Genomic DNA, 5801 nt, shown 5'->3' with positions numbered 1-5801 from the left:
CGCCCCAGCCTTCGGCTGGCGCGACCGCGCTGATCCGGGAGCGGGGGGAGGATGCGGGGGATCGTCGGACGGGCTCGAGCATCGGTAGCAAGCCGGCCGTCCTGCTCGGGGTCGAGCACAGCGACCCGCGAGCAGCCGCCCGGGCGAATGCCGAGGAAATCGTCGGACCGGCCCGAGCATCGGCAGCAAGCCGGCCGTCCTGCTCGGGGTCGAGCACAGCGACCCGCGAGCAGCCGCCCGGGCGAATGCCGAGGGAATCGTCGGACCGGCCCGAGCATCAGCAGCCCCGCAAGCGGCCGCCCGGGTCACATGTTGATCGTGCCCGTGAAGTCCCGTCCCTGGAGCAGCTTCTGGACCTTGGCGTCGCCCGAGACGGTGTTGCTGACCCGGCTGTGGTCCTGCCGCTGGTCGTAGGTGATCGCCACGTTCAGCGTCCCGGCGTGCTCCCGGGCCCAGTCGGAGAGTTGGCCGGCGAACTCCGGGTCCTGCTCGATCACCGTGCCGACCAGCTCGCGCACCCGGGGCTCGCCGGCGGGCTCGACCTCGGTCGTGGCCGCGGCCAGCTCGCCCGCGGGGCCGCGCCGGTGCAGGGCGCGCCGCAGCACCGGCTGCAGCGCCTCCCAGGCCTGGCGCCCGGCGGCGGTGCCGGCCGCGCCCGCGGCGGCCATGATCGCCCTGGTGATGGTGTCGGCGGAAACGATGTCCACGGAACTGCCCCCTCCTGGTGGCCTACCCCGCACGCCGGCCGCACGCTCGGCGCGCCGCTCACACGATAGTCCGCGACGTCGTGCCGTCCGGTCCGTTCCCCGAGATCCGCCGCCCGGCGGCTTGACGTTCCGGCGGCCGATCTACCAGTATCTCGGTCATGGACCACGGCACCACTCTCGTCTGCCGCCTGCACGTCGATCTGCGACGCCAGGCCAGCGACATGTGTGCCTGCTGATCTGCGCAGCCCCTTCCTGCCGGCTGTTCGCAGCGCCGCCCCGCCCGACGCACCCCGTGACCACCCTCCGGTGGTGCGCCCTGTCCGCGTGGCCGGCCCTTGCCCTCCCCCGCATCATCAGCAGCGCACCCGCGCCTCCGTGAGGACCCGTCATGACCGCTGACCTGCAGACCGTCCCGCCCGCACAACCGACTCCCCGCACCCCCGCCGCACTCCGTGCCCTGGTGACCGAGCTCGCCGAGCGCCCGCAGGAGTGGATCCACCGGGTCCGCCTCTCCGTCGACGAACGCTGGTACGAGCAGCTGAGCCTGACGGAGGATCACGAGGTCTGGCTGATCAGCTGGTTGCCCGGCCAGTCCACCGGTTTCCACGACCACGGCGGTTCGCGCGGCGCCTTCACCGTGGCGCTGGGCGAGTTGGAGGAGCTGTCGCTGGGCGGCACGGACGGCGCGTTGCACACCCGCCGGCTGCCCACCGGCGCGGCCCGCTCGTTCGGCCCGGACTTCCTGCACGACGTGCGCAACACCGGCGCCGGCCCGGCGGTCACCATCCACGCCTACTCGCCGCCGTTGGACGAGATGGCCCGGTACGAGCTGCGCGCCAGCGGCCTGCGGCTGACCGGGCGGGAGGGACGGGAGCAGTGGTGACCACGGTGGAGGAGCTGCTGACCCGGGCCCGCGCGGGCGTGCACCGGCCGGGGCCGGCCGAGGCGTACCGGGCCTGGCGGCAGGACGGAGCACTGCTGGTGGACATCCGTCCAGCCGCGCAACGCGGGGTCGAGGGGCAGATCCCGGGCGCGCTGGTGATCGAGCGCAACGTGCTGGAGTGGCGGCTGGATCCGGCCGGCAGCCACCGGATCCCGCAGGCGAGCGGGTACGAGCTGCCGATCGTGCTGGTCTGCTCGGAGGGCTACGCCTCCAGCCTGGCCGCCGCCTCGCTGCGTGAGCTGGGCCTGTACCGCACCACCGACCTGGACGGCGGCTTCCTGGCCTGGTCCGCCGCCGGCCTGCCGACCGAGCCCGGGCCCGCCGGTCCTCGCCGGTCCACGGTCCCCGTTAGTCCACCGTCCCCGCCGGCCCTCGGTCCCTACTAGTCCATCCGCAGCAACCGCGCACCACGCCGTCCCCGGGCCGGCCGGGTATCCGGCCGAAACCCGGTGTCACACCAGGTCAAGACGGCGTGTCGGATCCGTCACCGATCACCGTTCAGGGTTTCCCTTGGTCCTGGCGGGGGCAGGCAGCCACGGGTGTCCGCCCGGACCGCGCGTCACCCGCCATACCGACAACGGTGCCCAGGCACCCAGCTAGGAACTGCCCTGTGATCAGATTCGAGAGCGCCGGAAAGCGCCATCCGGACGGGACCGTCGCCGTCGAGGGGCTCGACCTCACGGTGCCCGCCGGCCGGACCACCGTCCTGGTCGGGCCCTCCGGCTGCGGCAAGACGACCATCCTGCGGATGGTCAACCGGATGGTCGAGCCCACCTCGGGCCGGGTCCTGCTGGACGGCACCGACGTCGCGCAGCTGGAGGCGGCCAGGCTCCGCCGCGGCATCGGCTACGTGATCCAGCAGGCCGGTCTCTTCCCGCACCGCAAGGTGCTGGACAACATCGCCACCGTCCCCTACCTGCTCGGCTGGGACCGCAAGCGGGCCCGGGCCCGGGCGATGGAGTTGCTGGAGCTGGTCGGGCTGGCCCCGGAGACCGCCAGGCGCTACCCGTTCCAGCTCTCCGGCGGCCAGCAGCAGCGCGTCGGGGTGGCCCGGGCGCTGGCCGCGGACCCGCCGCTGCTGCTGATGGACGAGCCGTTCAGCGCGGTCGACCCGGTGGTCCGGGCCGGCCTGCAGGAGGAACTGCTGCGGCTGCAGGGCGAACTGAACAAGACCGTGCTCTTCGTGACCCACGACATCGAGGAGGCGGTCCGGCTCGGCGACCAGATCGTGGTGCTGCGCGAGCACGGCCGGATCGGCCAGGTGGCCGACCCGGCGACGCTGCTGCACGCGCCGGCCGACGAGCAGGTGGCCGCCTTCCTCGGCCGCGACCGGGGCCTGCGCGGCCTGGCGCTGCGCCCGGCCGCCGGGATCGCGCTGCTGCCGCCCGGGGAGCCGTTCGAGGGCTGGACGCTGACCGTCGACCAGGACGGCCGGCCCATCGGCTGGCAACGGGCCGGGTCGGCTGAAACGATCCGTCAGGTCGCCGTCTACCAGCCGGGGGCCGACACCCTGCGCACCGCACTGGACAGCGCCGTGCTCTCCCCCGCCCGCGCGGCGGTGGCGGTGGACCCGGCCGGCCGGGTGGTCGGCCTGGCGCCGCGCGCCGCGGTGCTGGACGCCCTGGACGCGGCGGGCCCCGAGGCGGCCGCCGTCAGCACGGTGAAGGCCGGGCCGGCCGGGGCGGCCGGCGCACCGGTGACCCCCGGACCGAGCGACATACCCGCGGACCGGGTGGACGACGGCGGAGTGACCCATGGACGGTGAACCGCTGGTCCGCTGGCGCTGGCTCGGCGACCACCTGGGCTACCTCTGGGGCCTGTTGCAGGACCACGCGGTCATCTCGCTGGTCCCGGTGCTGATCGGGCTCGCCCTGGCCCTGCCGCTCGGCCTGCTCTGCACCCGCTTCCCGCGGCTCTACCAGCCGCTGGCCGCGCTCTTCAACGTGGTCTACGCGTTGCCCTCGCTCGCGGTCTTCGTGGTGCTGATCCCGTACACCGGGCTGGCCACCCGGGAGACCGTGATGATCCCGTTGACCTGCTACGCGCTCGCCGTGCTGCTGCCCACCACGGTGGACGGGCTGCGCGCGGTGCCGGAGCCGGTGCGCCAGGCGGCCACCGCGCTCGGCTACGGGCCCTGGCGCCGGCTGGCCACGGTCGAGCTGCCCGCCGCGGTGCCCTACCTGGTGGCCGGGCTGCGGGTGGCGGCGGTCTCCAGCATCTCGCTGGCCAGTGTCGGCGCGCTGGTCGGGCGCGGCGGCCTGGGCTACCTCTTCATCGACGGCTTCCAGCGCACCTTCCCGACCCCGATCGTGGCGGGCATCGTGCTGGTGGCCCTGCTCGCGCTGGTCACCGACGCGGTGCTGCTGCTGGCCCGCCGGCTGCTGGCGCCGTGGGCGGTACGGGAGAGGGGAGCCCGACGATGAACTGGCTGAACTGGCTGAACACCTTCTTCACCGATCCGGACCGGCTGCACGGCCCGGACTCGATCGTGCACCGGGTCACCGAGCACCTGGTGCTCTCCGGCGAGGCGCTCGGCGTGGCCTTCGTGCTCGCGGTGCCGCTCGGCCTGCTGATCGGCTACGCCGGGCGCGGGGCCGGCCTGGTCACCGCGCTGACCGGGGCGGCCCGGGCGCTGCCCACCCTCGGGCTGGTCACCCTCGCGGTGCTGGTCGCCGGGGTCGGCGACACCGCCGTGCTGGTGCCGCTGGTGGCGCTGGCCGCGCCGGTGCTGCTGGTGGCCGCCTGCGAGGGGGTCCGCGGCACCGACCCCGACCTGCGCGACGCGGCCCGGGGCATCGGCCTCACCCACCCGCAGGTGCTCTGGCAGGTCTGCGTCCCGTGGGCGCTGCCCGCGCTGCTGGCGGGCCTGCGCACCGCCGCGGTCCAGGTGATCGCCACCGCGACCGTCGCCGCCTACGTGGGCCTGGGGGGCCTGGGCCGCTACGTGATCGACGGGCTGGCCACCAAGGACTTCCCGCAGACCCTCGGCGGCGCCCTGCTGGTGGTGCTGCTCGCGGTCGCCACCCAGCTGCTCTTCGCGGCGCTGAACCGGTTCGCGCTGCCCGCCGGGCTGCGCCGCCGCTGACCGCCGCGCACTCCTTCCCCACCCTTACCGAAGGCTCCACCCTCACCGAAGGCTCCACCCTTACCGAAAGGACCTCCCATGCTGTCGCGTTCCCGTGCCCTCGGCTCCGCCGCGCTGCTCGCCGCCCTGACCCTGGCCGCCACCGGGTGCAGCAGTTCCTCCTCCTCGAGCGATCCGCTGGGCGGCAGTACCAAGGCCGCCAACCCCTCGGGGGGCGCCGCCAGCGGCTCCACCGTGGTGGTCGGTTCGGCCAACTACCCGGAGAACGTGCTGCTCGCCTCGATCTACTCGCAGGCCTTGCAGGCCAAGGGCGTCAAGGTGACCGAGAAGTTCAACATCGGCAGCCGCGAGGTGCTCTTCGACCAGGTCAAGAGCGGCAACCTGACGGTGCTGCCGGAGTACAACGGCGCGCTGCTCGCCTACCTGGACAGCAAGTCGACCGCGGCCACCGAGGCCGACGTCAACGCCGCACTGACCAAGGAACTGCCCGCCGGTCTGGGCATCCTGGACTCCTCGGCCGCCGAGGACAAGGACTCGCTGACGGTCACCCAGGCGACCGCGGACAAGTACAACCTGAAGAGCATCGCCGACCTGGGCCCACTGGCCGGCGGCTTCACGGTGGGCGGCATGCCGGAGTTCAAGTCCCGCCGCGAGCAGCAGTTCAAGGACGTGTACGGGCTCACCTTCAAGGACTGGAAGCCCACCGCCGACACGACGGCGAACGCGATCAAGGACGGCACGGTACAGGTCGGCGACGTCTTCACCACCGACCCGAAGCTGATGCAGCTGGGCCTGGTCTCGCTGGCCGACCCGAAGAACCTGTTCGGCGCCCAGAACGTGACCCCGCTGGTCTACAAGGCGGGCGTGAACCCCACCGCCACCGCCGCGCTCGACGCGGTCTCGGCCAAGCTGGACACCACGCAGCTGGTCACCCTGATGAAGAAGGTGTCGGTCGACAAGGACGACCCGGCGGCGGTGGCCAAGGACTGGGTCAAGGCCAACGGGCTGGGCTGACCCCGGGCACGTGAAACGGCGGCGCGGGCCGGGACGGAGTGTTCCGTCCCGG

7 protein-coding genes are annotated in these 5801 nt (G+C 73.6%); 6 read left to right on the top strand and 1 reads right to left on the bottom strand.

The window, feature by feature from the left end; translation table 11 throughout:
* Positions 1-305 precede the first annotated feature (305 nt).
* Positions 306-707, bottom strand: coding sequence for a hypothetical protein (locus ACQRUO_RS16505; RefSeq protein WP_428316672.1), 402 nt, complete (start codon positions 705-707; stop codon positions 306-308).
* Between the two features lie 388 nt (positions 708-1095).
* Between ACQRUO_RS16505 and ACQRUO_RS16500 the strand changes: the two genes are divergently transcribed.
* The 6 genes from ACQRUO_RS16500 (at position 1096) to ACQRUO_RS16475 (ending at position 5749) form a co-directional block, all read left to right on the top strand.
* Positions 1096-1590, top strand: a complete 495-nt coding sequence (locus ACQRUO_RS16500) for a cysteine dioxygenase (RefSeq protein ID WP_428316671.1) — start codon at positions 1096-1098, stop codon at positions 1588-1590.
* Positions 1584-2036 carry a rhodanese-like domain-containing protein gene (locus tag ACQRUO_RS16495; RefSeq protein WP_428316670.1) on the top strand — a complete coding sequence of 151 codons (453 nt, stop codon included), beginning with the start codon at positions 1584-1586 and terminating at the stop codon, positions 2034-2036. The genes ACQRUO_RS16500 and ACQRUO_RS16495 overlap by 7 nt, the downstream gene beginning before the upstream one ends.
* Before the next feature lie 224 nt (positions 2037-2260).
* Positions 2261-3415 (top strand): ABC transporter ATP-binding protein, encoded by a 1155-nt coding sequence (locus ACQRUO_RS16490; RefSeq protein ID WP_428316669.1) that lies wholly within the window; start codon positions 2261-2263, stop codon positions 3413-3415.
* Positions 3405-4073 carry an ABC transporter permease gene (locus tag ACQRUO_RS16485; protein ID WP_428316668.1) on the top strand — a complete coding sequence of 223 codons (669 nt, stop codon included), beginning with the start codon at positions 3405-3407 and terminating at the stop codon, positions 4071-4073. Before ACQRUO_RS16490 ends, ACQRUO_RS16485 begins: the two co-directional genes overlap by 11 nt.
* Positions 4070-4735, top strand: coding sequence for an ABC transporter permease (locus tag ACQRUO_RS16480; protein WP_428316667.1), 666 nt, complete (start codon positions 4070-4072; stop codon positions 4733-4735). The genes ACQRUO_RS16485 and ACQRUO_RS16480 overlap by 4 nt, the downstream gene beginning before the upstream one ends.
* A 78-nt stretch (positions 4736-4813) precedes the next feature.
* A complete protein-coding gene (locus ACQRUO_RS16475; protein WP_428316666.1) occupies positions 4814-5749 on the top strand; it encodes an ABC transporter substrate-binding protein in 936 nt (311 codons plus the stop codon).
* Positions 5750-5801 lie beyond the last annotated feature (52 nt).

Origin of the sequence: Kitasatospora sp. LaBMicrA B282, from assembly GCF_050325825.1 — a bacterium.
Lineage (GTDB): Bacteria > Actinomycetota > Actinomycetes > Streptomycetales > Streptomycetaceae > Kitasatospora.
Note: the sequence above shows the minus strand (reverse complement) of the source record. Positions and strands in the feature narration are given on the sequence as shown.